This window comes from Exiguobacterium sp. s83 (assembly GCF_018617095.1).
Lineage (GTDB): Bacteria > Bacillota > Bacilli > Exiguobacteriales > Exiguobacteriaceae > Exiguobacterium > Exiguobacterium profundum.
On the sequence record NZ_JACSJP010000001.1, the window covers coordinates 291,436 to 307,592 of the forward strand.

Consider the following 16,157-nt stretch of genomic DNA (forward strand, 5'->3'; position numbering starts at 1 on the left):
GTTTTTTTGTATGTGTGAAACGGATTTTGGATTCAACACGAGATGGTAGAAATTTAATTGGAACACATCCTCTTGTTAACGTTTATCTTCTTCTCGCTGCATATATTTCGCTGTTCGCTGCAACGCGAAACCAAACGCAAACAGCGAGGCGATGACTGCGGACATCATATAGACCGAATCGATAAACGCCAGATAGATTCCAAATAGTCCGAGACCGAAACTCGCGAAAAAGAGAATGAGGAGTCTCGGATGTTGTTTCAGTGTCTGTTTCATCGGCTCGGAACGTTCAACTGACATCCTGTGCCGTCCGTCACGAGTAGATTCGAATTGAACACTTGGCCGTCACTCTTCAAGACGAGCGTACGACGGTCTTCGAGGAAATCGATTTTCATCTGTTCATCTAAAAACACTTTTGTCCAGTTTTTGATTAAGATTGGTCCGATGTTTGATTCGATTTCAACGTCTTCCGGAGTCGTCTCGGTTACGTATCGAATCTCAAAGATTCCGCTGTTCCCACAACCACAACCTTCTGTCTCGTAAAAGAGGTGCATCTGTCCTTCGCGTTCGCCTTTCAATGACTCGATTCGTTCGAGGGCACGATTTGTAATGTGTACATGCATGTGTATCACTCCTTACTTTTATTATACGCTGTTTGAAAAAAGAATGAAAAAGGGATGCATCCTGTTTTCCACCTTTCGGAAAAAAGCGTACACTTAATGATGAGAAGGGGGAAGAGAGAATGATTTCACGTTTTTTTAGTTATTATCGACCACATAAAAAGTTATTCCTACTCGATTTTTCATTCGCAATTCTCGTCGGACTGCTTGAACTTGGATTTCCGCTTGCCGTTCAATGGTTCATCGACGACTTGTTGCCGGGTGGGGAATGGAACTGGATTATCATCGTCAGCATCGGCCTGTTGATTCTATACATATTGGCCATGATGATGCAGTACGTCGTCAACTACTGGGGACATAAGCTCGGCATCAACATCGAGACGGACATGCGAGAAGAGTTGTTCACGCATATCCATAAACAGTCGTTCCGCTTCTTTGACAATCATAAGACCGGCCATTTGATGAGCCGGGTCACGAACGACTTGTTCGATATCGGGGAAGTGGCGCACCATGGACCGGAAGACTTCTTTATCGCCATCATGACGTTACTCGGTGCGTTCGGGATCATGTTCTCGATCGACCCTGAACTCGCACTCGTCACCGTTGTCGCAGTACCGTTCCTCATCATCATGATCACGTATGCGAATAAGAACATGAACAAGGCGTGGCAAAAGATGTACACGAATATCGGGGAAGTGAACGCACGCGTCGAGGACAGTGTGTCTGGGGCACGCGTCGTCCAATCGTTTACGAACGAGGCGTTTGAAATCGGACGTTTCCAAAAAGACAACAACTTCTATCGCGGCTCGAAGATTGAAGCGTATCGCGTCATGAGTACGTCACTCGCAGGTATTTATATCACGACGCGTCTTATGACGTTGCTCGTCCTTGTGTACGGGGCGTACTTAACGTACGAGGGTCAGCTATCGTACGGACAACTCGTGGGATTCATCTTGTACATGAATTTACTCATCAAGCCGATTGAAAAGATCACGGCGCTTTTAGAAATGTATCCGAAAGGGATGGCAGGGTTCAAACGATTCACGCAGTTGCTTGATGAAGAGCCGGACATTGAGAACCGAGCGGATGCGACCGAGGTCGAAACGTTGACAGGCGATATCGTCTTCGATGACGTCTCATTCGGCTATTCAGACTACCGCCAAGTGTTGACAGATATTGACTTGTCGATCGAGGCAGGGACGACTGTTGCCTTAGTCGGGACGAGCGGGGCAGGGAAGACAACCATCTGTTCACTCATTCCGCGTTTTTATGACGTCACAAAGGGTGCCATCTCGATTGACGGCATGGATATCCGGAACATGACGAAAGAGAGTTTACGTCGTCAAATCGGAATTGTGCAACAAGATGTCTTCTTATTTGCGGGTACGCTACGGGAGAACATTGCTTACGGGAAACTGGATGCGACCGATGCAGAGATCATGCATGCGGTGGAAAAAGCACATCTCGGCACGCTCGTCGAAGAGCTCGAGCACGGTCTTGATACACAAATCGGAGAGCGTGGACTAAAACTCTCCGGAGGTCAGAAACAACGCATCGCCATTGCGCGTATGTTTTTGAAAAATCCGCCGATTTTAATACTCGATGAGGCGACCTCGGCGCTCGATACGGAGACCGAGGCCATCATTCAGGATTCATTAAATGAACTGGCAGCAAATCGAACGACGCTCATCATCGCGCACCGTTTAGCGACTGTAAGGAATGCCGACCGGATTCTTGTCGTGACGGCAGAAGGAATCGTAGAAGATGGAACGCACGAAGAACTCAGTCAAAAAGGTGGCGTCTTCACGAACCTGTTACAACGTCAACAACTATAAATCGAGGGCTGCCTGATAAAGGGCGGCCCTTTTTTGGCGTGATAACAGCATTTCGTGGGTAAATACTTATGGATGAACGAAAGCGGAGGAGGCAAAATACCATGAAAGCTGTACAAGTCGTAGGATATGGGGACGTTGACCAACTCCAAGTGGTTGATATCCCGAAACCGTCTCCGAAAGCAGGAGAAGTGCTGATCAAGGTACGCGCCTGCGTGATTAACAATACGGAAATATGGATGCGAGAAGGGGCTTATGGAGCTCGGGAGAAGTCAGGATGGCGCCCGGAAGGCGTCCAGTTCCCACGCATTCCCGGTTCAGACATCACTGGTGAAGTCGTCGAGCTCGGATATGGGGTCGACCAAGGGATGATGGGTCGACACGTCGTCTTATTCCCGTTCACCTCGAGCGGACCTGAACGGAAGGAACACTTGTCGGACGATATGTCCTTTATTGGATCAGAGTATGACGGGGGCTACGCGGAGTATGTATCATGGCCGGCTGACCTTTGTTTTGACATGCCGCTTGATGATTTCGTCGAGAGTGCAGTCTTTTCCGTAAGTGGTCTCACGGCTTGGCATATGAACGAGCAGTTACACATCCGTTCCGGTGAGACGATTGTCGTCACTGGGGCAAGTGGCGGGGTCGGCTCACTCAACATCCAAATTGCGGCGAACGTATTCGGGGCGAATGTGTTCGCTATCGTCGGTGATTTGAAAAACGAGCAAGAGTTAAAAGCGCTTGGGGCGACCGAAGTGTTTTCCTACCGTTCTGAGACGCTCGACGATGATATCATCGCTGCGAACGGTGGCCCGGTCGACGCGGTCCTTGATGTCGTGGGAGATGCGCTATTTGATGTATCTCTAAACATCTTGAAAAAGGGAGGGAAGTTCTGTATCTCTGGTTCGGCGGGAGGACAGACGACCCATCTCGACTTCCGGACGCTGTACTTGAAACATATCGCGATGTACGGGTCTGTTCTCGGGACACGATATGAATTCGCGGAGATGTTGCGCTCGATCGCCGAAGGGAAGCTAAAACCGGTCATTGACCGGACGTTCCCGCTTGAAGAGGCACGTGAGGCACAGGCGTATTTTAAACAATCGGGTAAGTTCGGAAAGATTGTGCTCATTCCGAACACATAAAAAGAGAGGAGATCTCCTCTCTTTTTCATGCGAATTTTACTTTGAGACGATCGACATAGGCGATGAACAGGCGGAACCGTTCTAGCCAAAACTGGAAGAATGGACCGATGAGGAAAATCGATAAGACGGTCCCGAAGAAAAGTGGCCCGCCGAGTGCCCAACCGATGAGACAAGCGGTCAGTTCCATCCAAGTCCTCATGGCACGGACGGACGTTTGGAAACGGTCTGCTAAGGCAAGCGTCAATCCATCGCGTGGACCGGCACCGTACCCGACGGCGACATAGAGACCAGCTCCCATTCCCATGACAAATATCCCGAACGTGAGCCAAACGACATTTACAAATAAGCCATCGAATGTCGGGAGCCATTGCTCGTTCAAAATCAGGTTCATAAATACCCCGACAAAGACCGCGTTGACGAGCGTGCCAAATTGAGGCCGGATTCGGTCGAGTATGTATTTGAATAGGACGAGTAGAAGTCCCACGCATAAGATGACTGTCCCGATTGAAATCGGAAGATGGTGAGCGATACCGATATGAAGGACGTCCCACGTGGAAACCCCGAGATTTGCCGTGATCATGATGGATGAACCGAGTGCGAGTAAGAACAACCCGGTCATGAAAAGACCCCATTTGAAGAGAATGCGTAAAAGATGGATGGATCGGACGTGCATGAACATCGCCTCGTTTCAATAGAATGATTGATTTATCTTAGCACAGGCGATTGAAAAACATAAAAAAAACGTCTCAGCTTATTGGCTGAGACGTGAGTTTTATTTCTTCGGTGATTTTTTTGCTTTGTTCTTTTTATAGTAATCGTAGACGAACGGTGCGACCGCCGTCGCAATTTTAATCAATGTTCCCATTTTGCCTTTCTTAGCCATTATGCTACACCCCTTTCTCTTCTAGAAGAATATATTCCACACAATTTGATTTTGAAAACATATTTCAAGCACATTCCAGCCTCATGACGGAGATCATAACCCATCATACTATAGAGTGGAGGAGGTCTATCGATGAAAACAATCATTTGGTACCAAAACGATTTACGTGTTGATGATCATTTGCCGCTCGAAGAAGCACTTCGCCATGACGATCCGATCGAAGGTCATTTTTTCATCAGTCCGAATCAGTTTGTTGAAAATCGTTATGGCGTCATTCCACTCGGGAACGAACGACTGCATTTTCTGAAGGAGTCATTAGAGGATGTGGCCGGCTCACTCGATGCACTTGGAATCCCATTTTACGTGCACGTCGGTCATCCGCTCGAAATGCTCGATCCATCCGACCGTCTCTTGTTTCAACGGGCCATCGGGTACAATGAGCGCCGACGTGAAAATGAAGTGATCAAAAAATGGAAAGGGACGTACGAGACGTTCGAAGGATTTACGTTGTTTGAAAAAGAAGATATCCCGTTTGAGAAAATGCCGTTTCTCTTCACGGAGTTTCGAAAAGCGGTCGAATATGATGTACGTCCCCGAGAACTGATTTCCCGTAAGGCGACGGCTGCCACACGCGAGGTGACGTTCCCATTTTCGATTCAAGAAGTAAAGCAAGACCCGAGGACGGCGTTTCCGTTCAAAGGTGGCGAATTGGCAGCGAAGCGTCGATTGAATGACTATTTGTCCGTGCCGATTCGAACGTACAAAGAAACGAGAAATGGTTTTGGTGTCGATGACTCGACGAAACTATCTTCTTATTTAGCGAACGGCTCGTTATCCCCACGACGGGTATTCTTTGAACTCGAGGCACATGAACGAACGCATGGGGTAAATGAATCAACGTACTGGCTGTACTTTGAACTATTATGGCGTGAGTTCTTTCAATGGGTCGCACTCGAGCAAGGGAAAAAGTTATTTCGATCACAAGGCATCCGGTCGAAACGGAAAGACTGGCGAGTCGATGCGGATGTCATTGAAAAATGGCGAAAGGGAGAGACGGGTGTTGATTTCGTAGATGCGTTTATGCGCGAACTGAATGCGACGGGATGGATGTCCAATCGGGGACGACAAATCGTGGCCAACTATTTCGCAAAGGAGTTGAAACAAGATTGGCGTTACGGGGCTTCCTACTTTGAATCGAAACTAATCGATTACGACGTGGCGAGCAATTGGGGGAATTGGGCGTACCAGGCGGGTGTCGGGAACGACTCGCGCGACCGCCGTTTCAACATCGAGCGTCAACAGTTCACGTATGACCCGGACCGTGCGTTTCGTAACAAATGGTTGTGACCAAACTGTCACGTGAAGTCGGCGTTTCTCATTGACTTCTTTTTACAGAAGCGCTATAGTTAAATCAACAGATGGGATACCTGAGGTGTACGAGAGCCGCCTTCGTTATTTTGAGCCAACACTTTGAATACGGGAGACCGAACTGCTAACCAGATCAACTGCCTCATCACGTGCAGGAGGACTTGTGAAGGAAACGCTAGGTCACCCACCTGCATACGCAGGTTCAAAAGCAAGGCATCGTCACGGCACTCCGGGCCCCATCGATTTTTTTGTAAATACGTCGCGAGACGTCTTTTTTTTGATTATAATTCCGAGTAAAATAGTATGAGAAAATAGAATTAGTTGGAGGAAGAAATATGCTACACCAGTTTTCACGAAATGAATTGGCCATCGGCTCTGAAGGCCTTGATGCTTTAAAGAATAAAACGGTCGCGATTTTAGGCGTCGGCGGTGTCGGCTCATTTGCGGCCGAGGCACTTGCGCGCAGTGGCGTCGGACGCATCGTCCTCGTCGATAAAGATGATATCGACATCACGAACGTCAACCGACAAATCCACGCACTATTGTCGACGGTCGGTCAACCGAAAGTCGAAGCGATGGGGAAACGTCTCCTTGACATCAACCCGGACTTAGACCTCGTCCAATTGAAGATGTTTTATACAGAAGAGACATACGAAGAGTTCTTTGCTCAAAAGATCGACTATGTCATCGATGCATCAGACACGATCATTTATAAAATTCATTTAATCGTAGAATGTAAGCGTCGCGGTATCCCGGTCATCTCGAGTATGGGGATGGCGAACAAAATGGACCCGACACGTATTAAAGTCGTCGACATTAAGGATACGTCATATGATCCAATCGCGAAGATGGTCCGTACCCGTCTACGTAAAGAGAAAATCTACAAAGGCGTCCCCGTCGTCTTCTCAGATGAGTCTCCAATCGTGACACGCGAAGACGTGAACGAGGTCGTCGGGAAGAAAGACGCGCCGATCCGCAAAGCGAAGATGCCACCGAGCTCGAACGCGTTCGTTCCATCGGTTGCAGGGCTTGTCGCTGCCGGCTATGTCATTAACGACTTGCTTGAAAAAGCGGGCGTCGAAATCAATCGCATCCAAAAATAAAACGACGCGGGCTCATTTCGAGTCGCGTCGTTTTTCCCAATAGTCGAGCCGCTTTTGGATTTGTTGCTCAAATCCACGTGGCGTCGGTTTATAGTAATTTGGTCGTTTTCTAGCCAAATTCTCTGGCCAATAGTTTTGAGGAACGAACCCGTCTTTTTCGTCATGTGGATATTTGTATCCGACCCCGTTTCCGAGTTCACGTGCTCCTGGACTATGGGCGTCACGCAGGTGTACGGGTACAGGCCCACCCTCAACTGTCCGGACGTGATGGAGCGCTTTGTCAATCGCGGTGATGACCGCGTTCGATTTCGGTGCGGTCGCCAAATAGAGAACAGCCTCGGCAATCGGGATGCGGGCTTCCGGGAAACCGATGTACTCGCTCGCTCGTGCTGCTGCATCGACGATAAGAAGCGCGTTCGGATCGCTCATTCCGATATCTTCGGCAGCATGGACGTAAAGGCGACGCATGATGAAGCGTGGCGATTCGCCAGCCTCGATCATGACGGCTAACCAGTAAAGCGCAGCATCCGGGTCAGACCCACGGATCGATTTGATGAACGCCGAAATGACGTCATAATGTCGGTCACCCGTCTTATCGTATTTGATCGATTTCTGTTGAATCGACTCTTCTGCGACCTCAAGTGTGATATGAATCTGTCCTTCCACCTCAGGCGTTGTCAAGACGGCAAGTTCGAGTGCGTTCAATAAGACACGGTAGTCACCATCCGCCATTTTGATATAATGGTCTGCAGCAGCTTCATCCATCTTGACGGGATAACTTCCGAGACCACGTGAGTCGTGTAGAGCACGCTCAAGGACGATACGTAACTCCTCGGCACCTGGTGGCTCAAGTCGAAATACGGTCGCCCGTGACAAGAGAGCGGCGTTCACTTCAAAACTCGGGTTTTCGGTCGTCGCTCCGATGAGGACGAGCTTGCCGGACTCAAGGGCCGGGAGGAGCGCATCCTGCTGGAGCTTATTGAACCGGTGAATCTCATCTAAAAAGAGAATCGTCCGTTCGTCCTCATAATCATACCGGGACTCCGCTTCACGAATGACGTTCCGCAATTCATCGAGTTTGGCCGTGACGGCGTTCAATTGGACGAATGTCGCTTTCGTGTAATTCGAAATGACACGGGCGAGTGTCGTCTTCCCGGTGCCCGGTGGACCATATAAGATAATCGTACCGAGTCGGTCGGCTTCGATGGCACGGCGAAGCAGCTTGCCCTCGCCGATGATATGGCGCTGTCCGATCACGTCATCTAACGTTTCGGGGCGCATGCGGTTCGCGAGCGGTCCGCCATTCGATTGATGAAACAAATCAGGCATACGTAACCATTCCTTTCGACAAACGTTTGTTCGATTAGTATAACAGAAGGAGACTTGAAGATGAAAATATCTACAAAGGGCCGCTATGGCTTAACGATCATGATTGCATTAGCGCGTGAAACAGATAACAAGCCGCTCAGTTTAAAGAAGATTGCCGCACGCCATGAGTTGCCGGAGCATTATTTGGAGCAATTGATCGGTCCACTTCGTAACGGGGGACTCGTCAAGAGTGTACGGGGTGCGTACGGTGGCTACCAACTCGTCAAACCGGCAGAAGAAGTGACAGCGGGTGAAATCATTCGCTTGCTCGAGGGACCTTTAGCCATCGTTGAAGATTCTGAAGCAGATGATGCGGTGAAACGCAAGCTTTGGGATAAAATCAAAGAAGCCATCGATACCGTCCTTGACGAAACGACACTCGCGGACCTCGCTGAAGAAGAGTCAGACGGCTACATGTTTTATATTTAAGAACGAGGTGACCTTAGATGAACTATTTTGATCACGCTGCGACGACACCGATGCGACCGGAAGTCCTTGAAGCGATGACACCGTACTTTTTAGAGACGTATGGGAACGCGTCGAGCATCCATGGGATTGGACGTAACGCCCGGGCGGCGCTCGATTCTTCACGTCGCGTCCTCGCGAAGTGGATTGGTGCTTCACCGAACGAGATTGTATTCACGTCAGGTGGGACGGAGTCGGATAACTATGCCTTGTTCGGTGCGGCACATGCCCATCAGGAAAAAGGCAAACATATCATTACGACAAAAGTCGAGCACCACGCCGTGCTTCACGCGATGGAACAGCTCGAGCGTGAGGGCTTCGACGTCACGTATCTCGATGTCGATGTTTCGGGAGCCGTCACTGTCGACGCCGTTCGTTCAGCCTTACGGGATGACACGATTCTTGTATCGATCATGTATGGCAATAACGAAGTCGGGACGCGCCAACCGATTCACGAAATCGGTGAGTTGTTACAAGATCACCAGGCTCTCTTCCATACGGATGCGGTACAAGCGCTTGGTACAGAAGAAATTGATGTGAAGGCGATTCATGTCGATTTATTGTCGGCGTCCGCACATAAAGTGAATGGGCCAAAAGGTATCGGTTTTCTTTTCATGAAAACAGGTGTAAAATTAGCGTCACGTTCTTTCGGTGGACAACAAGAACGTAAACGTCGAGCCGGCACGGAAAATGTTCCGGGTGCCGTCGGATTCCAAAAAGCAGCTGAACTCGTCATGGCAGAGCGTGAAGACCGAGTGACTCTCTATGAGTCGCTCGATTTGGCACTACGTCAGCGTCTTGACGAACTAGGCGTAACTTATGAGGTGAACGGGTCAAATCGTTTACCTCACATCGTGAACTTATACCTTCCTGGAATTGACCTTGAACCCTTCCTCATCATGATGGATATGCGGGGCATGGCGATTTCAAGCGGAAGTGCCTGCACGGCAGGGTCGGTCGAACCGTCCCACGTATTGTCGGCGATGTACGGGGATTCAGAGCGGACGCGTCAGTCTGTTCGAATCAGTTTTGGCCACGGTAACTCGGTCGAGGACGCGAAACGGCTCGCGGAGCGACTACAAGAAGTCGTCTCGACATTTATGAACGGAGTGAGATAGATGAATTTACGCACGAAAGCCCCTGAAGAGACGACGGTCGTCGTCGGCATGTCAGGTGGCGTCGATTCATCGGTGACGGCCCATGTGTTAAAAGAGCAAGGGTATAACGTCATCGGGATTTTTATGAAAAACTGGGACGACACGGACGAGAACGGTGTGTGTACGGCGACAGAGGACTATGAAGACGTCATCGCCGTCGCGAACCAAATCGGGATTCCGTATTACGCGGTCAACTTTGAAAAGGAATATTGGGACCGCGTCTTTGAATATTTCTTAGCGGAGTACCGTCTCGGTCGGACACCGAACCCGGACGTCATGTGTAACAAAGAAATCAAATTCAAGGCGTTCCTTGACCATGCGCTTCGACTCGGTGCCGATTTTGTCGCGACTGGACACTATGCGCAAGTGAAATATGTCGATGGCGAGCACCGTCTGTTACGAGGAAAAGACGACAACAAAGACCAAACGTATTTCTTGAACCAATTGTCTCAAGACCAGCTCGCGCGGACGATGTTCCCGATCGGTCATATGGACAAGAAAGATGTACGTGCGATTGCCGAAGAAGCAGGACTCGCGACGGCGAAGAAAAAAGATTCGACGGGAATCTGCTTTATCGGTGAGCGGAACTTTAAAGAGTTCTTATCGGAATACCTTCCGTCACAGCCAGGAGAAATGCGGACGCTCGACGGTGTCGTCAAAGGACGTCACGACGGGTTGATGTATTATACGCTCGGACAGCGGCACGGTCTCGGAATCGGTGGGGACGGTGATCCTTGGTTCGTCGTCGGAAAAGATGTCGAGAACAATGTCTTGTTCGTCGGACAAGGCTTCCATCACGACGCGCTCTATTCAGATGCGCTTCTCGCTTCGAAACTGTCATGGACGGGAGCCGCTCCTACAGGAGAGTTCCGGGCGACTGCGAAGTTCCGTTATCGCCAACAAGATGTGCCGGTCACGGTCGCTCCACTCGAAAATGGCGAAGTCCTCGTCAAGTTTGACGAGCCACAACGTGCCATCACGCCAGGACAAGCGGTCGTCTTCTATGACGGCGACGTCTGTCTCGGTGGGGCAACGATTGACGAAGCGTACCGCAACGGCAAACGACTCGACTATATCGGATGAGGTGATTGATATGAACGCAAACGAACAAGGCATCCAAGCGATGCAGCAAGGTGAATTCGAACAGGCAGCCAAACATTTCAATGAGGCCATTGAAGCGAATCCGACAGACCCGACTGGTTTCGTCAACATGGGGACGTTGCTTCAGGCGATCAACGATTACGATCATGCCGTCATCTTCTATGACAAAGCGATTGAACTCGATGGCTCGTTCGGTGCCGCGCACTATGCGAAAGGCGCCCTTGCCTATGAACTTGAGCAATTGGAGTCAGCGGAGGCGTCGCTTCGCCAAGCGCTCCTTTCGGGGATGGACGATGCCGATCTTCACTTCATGCTCGGCTTGACGTACAAAGCGATGGGTGACTTCGTTCGTGCGATGCCACGCCTGCGTGAAGCGAAGAAGCAATCGCCGGAAGACGTGGAAATCACGTTCCAATACGGACTTGCCCTCGCGCAAAGTGAACAGCTCGAAGAGGCGGTCGTCGCGTTAGAAGAGACGCTCGACCTCGATGCGAGCCATACGGATGCCCGTTACAACTTAGCAATTGCGTATGCGTTCTTGGGTGACCAGGAACGGACGTATGCTGAGTTGCAACGCGTCCTTGAGATGCAACCCGATCACGAACTCGCACGTGACGCCATCGCGAAGATGGATGCACTGCTCGGTAACTAAATTAATATAGCGCTTCTCGCAGTTTTTGCGAGAGGCGCTTTTTGTTAGTCCCAATAATGGAAAATGACGTTACCGACCGTCTCTGGTTCCCAATATTTGATTTCTCCGCGTTCCGCCTTGTTCAGAAACGGCTGTAGCGACAAATCGAACCGCTCATTCAACTCAGCCGCTGACGGAATCTGATAGGTGTCAGGAAACATGTCGGTCAGTTCGGGTACATCGATGAATTCATATTGAAACGGTTCGAGTTTGGAGATGCCGATGACAGGATAGTTTCTGCTGAGCAGGACATAGATGGTTTGCTCACTCCATGTGATACTCGCCTGGTGATAATTCGGAGTGATTTCGTCCCCAATGGTAAAGGAACATATTCCTCGTTTAATCCGGGTGAACTCAAAACAAATCGATTTGAACGTCTTCCAATCTGACCCCGGGGCGGAACAGTCGCCGTATGAAAAGCCGGTGATACATTCAGGGAGGGTGAGCGTCATGCGGACACCTCCCCGATGACCCAAATCAAAAGATTAAAAGTCATCAATACAAGCGTGCCGGAGAGCGCGAGGTAGCTCCACAAGACACGCTTTCCGGACTTGGCTCGTCGTACACCATCCATCAAAATCAGGAAACTCGTCCCGAGTGAGACGAACGCCAACGCTGCAAACGAAGTGGGTCGGTCGAGCGTGGGAAACGCATCGATCACAAAATACAGCCCAAAGGTGAGCAAGCCTAAACAAGCCAAGAAGAAAAGCGGGAAGAAACGCATATAGCACGACCTTTTCCATTTTCTCTCATCGTATCATGTGGGTTGTCGAGCGTAAATGTGAATCAGAGCTGTTTCGTCGTGATTTTTACGGGCTCGCCGCCGAACTCACCGTAGGCCTCGTCCATGTTTTTCGTGTATAGCTCGATCACGTTCTTGCTCGGGTCTTTGAAGTAGGCCGAGCGCTCTTTACCGTTGACCGTCTCGTCCTCGTCCCACGTCCGGAGTTTCGTCGGGATGTTTGATGCCTCTAACACTTCGAGCGCTTGGTCGAACGACTCCATCGGAACGAAAAATGCGCAGTGGACGTGGGCGCCGCCTTCATCATAGAGCGTGTCCCACTCGGTCACGTCCTCTTGGCGGTTCGATTCTTCTTCCGATGTGAACTCTCGTTTCAGCCAGAGGCCGAGACGGGTGTTCCCCCCGACATAGAGCCACGTCGCCCAAGGTTCGTCCGCCTGTTCCTGTGCTTCGCTCGGCTCGGCATCGTCACCGACCCATTGTTCGACGACGGGAAGTCCGAGCTTGCCGTGCCAAAAATCGACGGCCTCGGTCATGTCGGTCACTTCTAACACGAGTTCACACAGGCCACTGATTGGAATACGTTTCGTCATACATAGTCCCTCCTTCATAGGTTCACTCGAACAGTTCCCGCTTTGATTCGACGAAAAACGTGCATAGCCGTCCGATTGTTCGGGAAATGGATTAGCAATGTGAGAGGGGAGAAAGCATATGCGGATGTTTAGTTTGGTCAGCGTCGTTATTTTTTTCATCATCGAATGGTTCATGCTCGGTCGTCTGTTCATCGAAGTCGATAATCGTCTCGCGACGGGCGAGTGGACGAATAATCTCTTGTTCCGGGTCGTCGTCGAGTCGGAACGGGCGACGACCGTGCTGTTACTCCTGTTTGCGACATTTTTTGTAATCGGTGTCGTCATGCATTGGATATTGTCGGCGAACAAGTCCTGGTCCGTGACGTTTGGTGCGGTCGGGGTGGCGTGGGTCGTCCCGGCCTTGCTTGCCCTCGTGGCTTGGTTCATCCCGAACCCGTACGTCCAGCTAGGGATTATCGTGTTGCAGCTGTCGTTCATCCCGCTCGTCCCGTTCGTCGGACAGACGGTACGGCTCGGTCACGTCGTGTTGAACTGGGGCGTCCACGTCATCGCCGCGGGACTTGTGCTGTTGATTCAGCGACCATCGCTTGAGCAACTGTTTCGTGTCGAGCGGACCGAGCTGTTCGAGCGGCTCGAAGGTTATGTTAATTCGGGGGAGCTGGAACGGTTCGAACGACTGCTTGAAACCGTGGACTTGGAGCAACTTGAGCGCATCTTGAACCGAATCGATGTCGATCAGCTGATTCGGATTCTTGAACGTGTCGACCTCGACCAGCTCGAGCGCATCCTCAACCTGTTCAGTTAGGCGATTTGTCCTACCGTTCAAACTCGGGCTATAATGGATGATGGAAAAATAGCTGGAGGTGTCGGATATGATGGCAGCACCTTATGAGTTGACTGGAAAAGTCATTCGAGTCCTGTTTCAATCAGAAGAAGAGGCGCATACAATTGCGCTCGTACGTATAAAAGAAAAGAATTTTGAGACGGATGAGACCGAGATGGTCATCGCTGGCGTCGGAGTCGGCATTGAGAAGGGCGAGACGTATAAAGCGCACGGTCGTCTCGTCGAACACCCTCGATTCGGAAAACAGATGAAGGCGGATTGGATTCGCCGTGTCGTCCCGATGACGAAACGGGCTGCCGTGCGATTTTTAACGAACGGGTCTTTCCCTGGAATCGGTCAAAAAACGGCGCAGAAGATTGCGGATTCTCTCGGGGACGATTGTATCGACCAGATTGTGAAACATCCGAGCATCTTGTCCGAGGTAGACGGATTGAAAGAAAAGCAGGCACGTGTGATCACCGAGCGCCTGAACGTTTTATATGGGGTCGATCAGTTGCTTTTGTTTCTCGCTCCATTCGACGTGACGCCACGTCTCGCCTCGAAAATTCATAAAGAGTATGAAGGACGGGCGATGGAGACGATTGAGAAGAATCCGTATGCGCTCATGTACGACGTACAGGGAATTGGATTCAAGACGGCGGATGCCATCGCGGCACATTTTGGGATTCAAGGCATTCATCCTGAACGCATCGCGGCAGCCGTGCTGTACGTATTAGAACTCGAGCAAGGGAACGGTCATCTCTACGTGACGGCGGATCAACTCGAAGCCGAGATGCCTCGAATCATCGGGGCCGATCCGGGTGATGCGCTCGTCACGGCGCTCGAATCGCTCGCTAAAGAAGAACGGGTCGTCATCGAGGATGGGGTCGTCTATCATCCCCGTGTCTTCCGTGCCGAACGGAAGGCGGCAGAAGAGTTGGCGCGAATCATGGCGACATCGACGACAGAGGACGTGGACATGACGACCATCTTTGACGCGGTCGGACGTGTCGAGGAGATGTTCTCGATTGAATATGCCACTCAACAGCGAGAAGCGATTGAACTTGCTCTCAAGTCACCGCTCATGGTTCTTACCGGTGGACCGGGTACCGGGAAGACGACGGTCGTTCGAGGAATCATTCATGCACTTAGCGATGTCTTCGATTGGAAGTTAGAACCCGTTCCGAACCAACCGCTCCCGTTCGTCTTGGCCGCACCGACGGGTCGAGCGGCGAAACGCCTCAGTGAGTCGACCGGGCTACCGGCATCAACGATCCACCGTTTGTTAAAGTTCGACGGTAGTTCGTTCCAAGTCGATGAGACGAATCCACTTGTCGGGAAAGTGCTCATCGTCGATGAGGCGTCGATGATTGACATCTTTTTGTTCCGAAGTTTGCTTAAAGCGGTACCGAACGGCATGAAAATCTTGTTCGTCGGAGACCGTGATCAGCTCCCATCTGTCGGACCGGGGCAAGTACTTGCCGATTTGATGGCGACAGAAGGGATTCCAGTCGTTCGCCTTGACGTCGTCCATCGCCAAGCGTCGGAGTCAAGTATCCTCCGTCTCGCTCATTCGTTGAATGCGAAGAAAATGCCAGACGATTTGTTGGCGTCACTGCCGGACCGGCGTTTCTATACGGCGAATCAAGAGACGGCACTTCAAGCGATTTGTCAGATGGCAGGAGCGGCTCTCCGAAAAGGATATTCACCGTTTGATATTCAAGTGCTCGCACCGACATATCGGGGTGTCTGTGGAATTGATGGGCTGAATGAAGCACTTCAGAACGTATTCAATCCAAAATCGAGTGCCCGTGAAGTGAAACATGGGACGCGTATTTACCGCAATGGCGATAAAGTGCTTCAACTCGTCAACAACGCCGAGGAAAACGTCTATAACGGGGACATCGGAGAAATCACGAACATCTTCTACGCGAAGGAAAACGTCGATAAGGTCGACAAGATTTATATTCGATTCGATCAGACAGAAGTCGAGTACAACCGTAGTGAATGGGATCAGTTCACCCATGCCTACGCTATCACGATCCATAAGTCACAAGGTTCCGAGTTCCCAATCGTGCTCATGCCGGTCTTCTTCAACGGAGGATTCCGGTCGTCACGCAACTTGATTTATACAGCTGTGACTCGGGCGAAGAAGAGTTTACTCTTGTTCGGTGACGTGCGTGCGCTCGAGGCGGCGACGCGAGAAGAGGAACCGGTGCGACGGACAAAATTGGTCGAGCGCTTAGGCGGGAAGTCTTGACGTCTTTCC

At 50.7% G+C, this 16,157-nt stretch carries 17 protein-coding genes and 1 other RNA gene; 11 read left to right on the plus strand and 7 right to left on the minus strand.

All coding sequences use genetic code 11. The features are described from left to right. Positions 1-75 precede the first annotated feature (75 nt). On the minus strand, positions 76-273 hold the full coding sequence (locus KNO73_RS01460; protein WP_215111966.1) for a hypothetical protein: 198 nt from the start codon (positions 271-273) through the stop codon (positions 76-78). After that, entirely contained in the window at positions 270-620 is a 351-nt protein-coding gene (locus KNO73_RS01465) for an iron-sulfur cluster biosynthesis family protein (protein WP_078146579.1), read from the minus strand. Before KNO73_RS01465 ends, KNO73_RS01460 begins: the two co-directional genes overlap by 4 nt. 119 nt (positions 621-739) lie before the next feature. Between KNO73_RS01465 and KNO73_RS01470 the strand changes: the two genes are divergently transcribed. Together KNO73_RS01470 and KNO73_RS01475 are read left to right on the plus strand one after the other, a co-directional pair. Further along, positions 740-2,452 (plus strand): ABC transporter ATP-binding protein, encoded by a 1,713-nt coding sequence (locus tag KNO73_RS01470; protein WP_074037457.1) that lies wholly within the window; start codon positions 740-742, stop codon positions 2,450-2,452. Positions 2,453-2,553: 101 nt separating this feature from the next. Next, positions 2,554-3,594, plus strand: a complete 1,041-nt coding sequence (locus KNO73_RS01475; RefSeq protein ID WP_215111967.1) for an alcohol dehydrogenase family protein — start codon at positions 2,554-2,556, stop codon at positions 3,592-3,594. A gap of 25 nt (positions 3,595-3,619) precedes the next feature. Here the strand turns inward: KNO73_RS01475 and KNO73_RS01480 are convergent, their stop codons facing one another. Then, positions 3,620-4,267, minus strand: coding sequence for a YczE/YyaS/YitT family protein (locus tag KNO73_RS01480; protein ID WP_214684601.1), 648 nt, complete (start codon positions 4,265-4,267; stop codon positions 3,620-3,622). A 342-nt stretch (positions 4,268-4,609) separates the two neighbouring features. Between KNO73_RS01480 and KNO73_RS01485 the strand changes: the two genes are divergently transcribed. The 3 genes from KNO73_RS01485 (at position 4,610) to KNO73_RS01495 (ending at position 6,948) form a co-directional block, all read left to right on the plus strand. Then, on the plus strand, positions 4,610-5,824 hold the full coding sequence (locus KNO73_RS01485; protein ID WP_214872800.1) for a DASH family cryptochrome: 1,215 nt from the start codon (positions 4,610-4,612) through the stop codon (positions 5,822-5,824). Positions 5,825-5,898: 74 nt separating this feature from the next. Beyond that, a non-coding RNA gene (ssrS, locus tag KNO73_RS01490) (6S RNA) lies at positions 5,899-6,085 on the plus strand. 95 nt (positions 6,086-6,180) lie between these two features. Continuing rightward, a complete protein-coding gene (locus tag KNO73_RS01495) occupies positions 6,181-6,948 on the plus strand; it encodes a tRNA threonylcarbamoyladenosine dehydratase (RefSeq protein ID WP_214684596.1) in 768 nt (255 codons plus the stop codon). Positions 6,949-6,960: 12 nt separating this feature from the next. On the opposite strand, the gene KNO73_RS01500 is transcribed toward KNO73_RS01495, so the two are convergent. Next, positions 6,961-8,277, minus strand: a complete 1,317-nt coding sequence (locus KNO73_RS01500; RefSeq protein WP_214684594.1) for a replication-associated recombination protein A — start codon at positions 8,275-8,277, stop codon at positions 6,961-6,963. A 60-nt stretch (positions 8,278-8,337) separates the two neighbouring features. Here KNO73_RS01500 and cymR point away from each other — a divergent pair, with 60 nt between their 5' ends. Genes cymR through KNO73_RS01520 form a run of 4 tightly spaced genes read left to right on the plus strand, consistent with a single transcriptional unit; the run spans position 8,338 to position 11,691 of the window. Further along, complete coding sequence (gene cymR, locus KNO73_RS01505) at positions 8,338-8,745, plus strand: cysteine metabolism transcriptional regulator CymR (protein WP_031421454.1); 408 nt, start codon at positions 8,338-8,340, stop codon at positions 8,743-8,745. Between the two features lie 17 nt (positions 8,746-8,762). Then, positions 8,763-9,899, plus strand: coding sequence for a cysteine desulfurase family protein (locus tag KNO73_RS01510; protein WP_214684592.1), 1,137 nt, complete (start codon positions 8,763-8,765; stop codon positions 9,897-9,899). Continuing rightward, entirely contained in the window at positions 9,900-11,021 is a 1,122-nt protein-coding gene (mnmA, locus tag KNO73_RS01515; RefSeq protein WP_015881190.1) for a tRNA 2-thiouridine(34) synthase MnmA, read from the plus strand. Between the two features lie 10 nt (positions 11,022-11,031). Beyond that, a complete protein-coding gene (locus KNO73_RS01520) occupies positions 11,032-11,691 on the plus strand; it encodes a tetratricopeptide repeat protein (protein WP_215111968.1) in 660 nt (219 codons plus the stop codon). 44 nt (positions 11,692-11,735) lie between these two features. Here KNO73_RS01520 and KNO73_RS01525 read toward each other — a convergent pair whose 3' ends face one another. The 3 genes from KNO73_RS01525 to KNO73_RS01535 all read right to left on the minus strand — a co-directional run bounded on the left by KNO73_RS01525 (position 11,736) and on the right by KNO73_RS01535 (position 13,065). After that, positions 11,736-12,182, minus strand: coding sequence for a hypothetical protein (locus KNO73_RS01525; RefSeq protein WP_078146588.1), 447 nt, complete (start codon positions 12,180-12,182; stop codon positions 11,736-11,738). Further along, positions 12,179-12,454 (minus strand): hypothetical protein, encoded by a 276-nt coding sequence (locus KNO73_RS01530; RefSeq protein WP_078146589.1) that lies wholly within the window; start codon positions 12,452-12,454, stop codon positions 12,179-12,181. The genes KNO73_RS01525 and KNO73_RS01530 overlap by 4 nt, the downstream gene beginning before the upstream one ends. A gap of 62 nt (positions 12,455-12,516) precedes the next feature. Next, positions 12,517-13,065 (minus strand): VOC family protein, encoded by a 549-nt coding sequence (locus KNO73_RS01535; protein ID WP_240499799.1) that lies wholly within the window; start codon positions 13,063-13,065, stop codon positions 12,517-12,519. A 118-nt stretch (positions 13,066-13,183) separates the two neighbouring features. Between KNO73_RS01535 and KNO73_RS01540 the strand changes: the two genes are divergently transcribed. Together KNO73_RS01540 and recD2 are read left to right on the plus strand one after the other, a co-directional pair. Beyond that, positions 13,184-13,870 carry a magnesium and cobalt transport protein CorA gene (locus KNO73_RS01540; protein WP_078146591.1) on the plus strand — a complete coding sequence of 229 codons (687 nt, stop codon included), beginning with the start codon at positions 13,184-13,186 and terminating at the stop codon, positions 13,868-13,870. Between the two features lie 70 nt (positions 13,871-13,940). Continuing rightward, the gene (gene recD2, locus KNO73_RS01545; protein WP_251024820.1) at positions 13,941-16,148 is read left to right on the plus strand and encodes an SF1B family DNA helicase RecD2; all 2,208 of its coding nucleotides are present in this window, start codon (positions 13,941-13,943) and stop codon (positions 16,146-16,148) included. The last annotated feature ends 9 nt before the right edge of the window (positions 16,149-16,157 follow it).

Excerpts from the sequence above, each read along its gene's own strand:
- KNO73_RS01525 (WP_078146588.1), bottom strand. The coding sequence starts at position 12,182 with ATGACGCTCACCCTCCCTGAATGTATCACCGGCTTTTCATACGGCGAC.
- mnmA (WP_015881190.1), top strand. The coding sequence starts at position 9,900 with ATGAATTTACGCACGAAAGCCCCTGAAGAGACGACGGTCGTCGTCGGC.
- KNO73_RS01480 (WP_214684601.1), bottom strand. The coding sequence starts at position 4,267 with ATGCACGTCCGATCCATCCATCTTTTACGCATTCTCTTCAAATGGGGT.
- KNO73_RS01530 (WP_078146589.1), bottom strand. The coding sequence starts at position 12,454 with ATGCGTTTCTTCCCGCTTTTCTTCTTGGCTTGTTTAGGCTTGCTCACC.
- KNO73_RS01475 (WP_215111967.1), top strand. The coding sequence starts at position 2,554 with ATGAAAGCTGTACAAGTCGTAGGATATGGGGACGTTGACCAACTCCAA.
- KNO73_RS01500 (WP_214684594.1), bottom strand. The coding sequence starts at position 8,277 with ATGCCTGATTTGTTTCATCAATCGAATGGCGGACCGCTCGCGAACCGC.
- KNO73_RS01535 (WP_240499799.1), bottom strand. The coding sequence starts at position 13,065 with ATGACGAAACGTATTCCAATCAGTGGCCTGTGTGAACTCGTGTTAGAA.
- KNO73_RS01510 (WP_214684592.1), top strand. The coding sequence starts at position 8,763 with ATGAACTATTTTGATCACGCTGCGACGACACCGATGCGACCGGAAGTC.
- KNO73_RS01460 (WP_215111966.1), bottom strand. The coding sequence starts at position 273 with ATGAAACAGACACTGAAACAACATCCGAGACTCCTCATTCTCTTTTTC.
- KNO73_RS01465 (WP_078146579.1), bottom strand. The coding sequence starts at position 620 with ATGCATGTACACATTACAAATCGTGCCCTCGAACGAATCGAGTCATTG.
- KNO73_RS01520 (WP_215111968.1), top strand. The coding sequence starts at position 11,032 with ATGAACGCAAACGAACAAGGCATCCAAGCGATGCAGCAAGGTGAATTC.
- KNO73_RS01540 (WP_078146591.1), top strand. The coding sequence starts at position 13,184 with ATGCGGATGTTTAGTTTGGTCAGCGTCGTTATTTTTTTCATCATCGAA.
- cymR (WP_031421454.1), top strand. The coding sequence starts at position 8,338 with ATGAAAATATCTACAAAGGGCCGCTATGGCTTAACGATCATGATTGCA.
- KNO73_RS01470 (WP_074037457.1), top strand. The coding sequence starts at position 740 with ATGATTTCACGTTTTTTTAGTTATTATCGACCACATAAAAAGTTATTC.
- recD2 (WP_251024820.1), top strand. The coding sequence starts at position 13,941 with ATGGCAGCACCTTATGAGTTGACTGGAAAAGTCATTCGAGTCCTGTTT.
- KNO73_RS01495 (WP_214684596.1), top strand. The coding sequence starts at position 6,181 with ATGCTACACCAGTTTTCACGAAATGAATTGGCCATCGGCTCTGAAGGC.
- KNO73_RS01485 (WP_214872800.1), top strand. The coding sequence starts at position 4,610 with ATGAAAACAATCATTTGGTACCAAAACGATTTACGTGTTGATGATCAT.